We start from the raw sequence: 665 nt of genomic DNA, 5'->3' as shown, positions 1-665 counted from the left end.
GCGGCGTTCCTGGTGAGCGGGCGCAGCCGGGTGGCGCGGCGGCGGGCGGGCCGGTCCAGGCCCCCGACGTCCACAGCGGCCCGGGTGCTGTCGGCGACCGCCTGGGCGATCGAGGCGGCGGACAGGGCCGCGATGGTGATCAAGGTGTCGTCGTCGCGGGCTGCGGCCACCGTGGTGAGCACCAGCGAGCTGTCCGCGCTGAACACGGCTTCGGCCAGGCTGATCGCCTGGTCGCCGCCGTACCGCTCGATCTCCTGATCGTAGGGTTCGACGTGCATGCCGCTGGCCAGCCTGCCGGTGACGAGGTCGGCGCATCGCTGTGCGAGGTTGGGCAGGACCGTCGCGGTGAGCGCGGCGGGGTCGCCGTGGAAGCGTGCGCGAAGGTGCGGGCCGTGCCGCTCGTTGCGGTAGCGGAGCCAGAACCACTGGTTGACGAGCCCGGCCGCGTCCTGGGCGACGTCGCCGAGGACGGCCAGGACCTGGTCCTGGCAGGATGGCGGGCAGGGGATCGCCACCGACAGCCACTCGCTGCCCGGCAGGTACAGGCCGTGCCCGAGCCGGCGCGGCCGGACCGGCGCGGCCGGCGTCGTGGGGGCGGGGGCGGTTCGGCGTCGCAGCGGGATGACGAGTTCGAGGACGTGCCTGCCATCCGGGCCGTCCAGAAC

General features: G+C 74.7%; 1 protein-coding gene. It reads right to left on the bottom strand.

Going from position 1 to position 665, the window contains the following annotated elements; all coding sequences use genetic code 11:
* On the bottom strand, positions 1 to 665 hold a 665-nt coding region (locus RUR_RS26505; RefSeq protein ID WP_283137921.1), incomplete at both ends, for a thiopeptide-type bacteriocin biosynthesis protein.

The sequence above is a fragment of the Rhizohabitans arisaemae genome, assembly GCF_025996515.1.
In the GTDB taxonomy this organism is placed as follows: domain Bacteria; phylum Actinomycetota; class Actinomycetes; order Streptosporangiales; family Streptosporangiaceae; genus Rhizohabitans; species Rhizohabitans arisaemae.
Note: the sequence above shows the minus strand (reverse complement) of the source record. Positions and strands in the feature narration are given on the sequence as shown.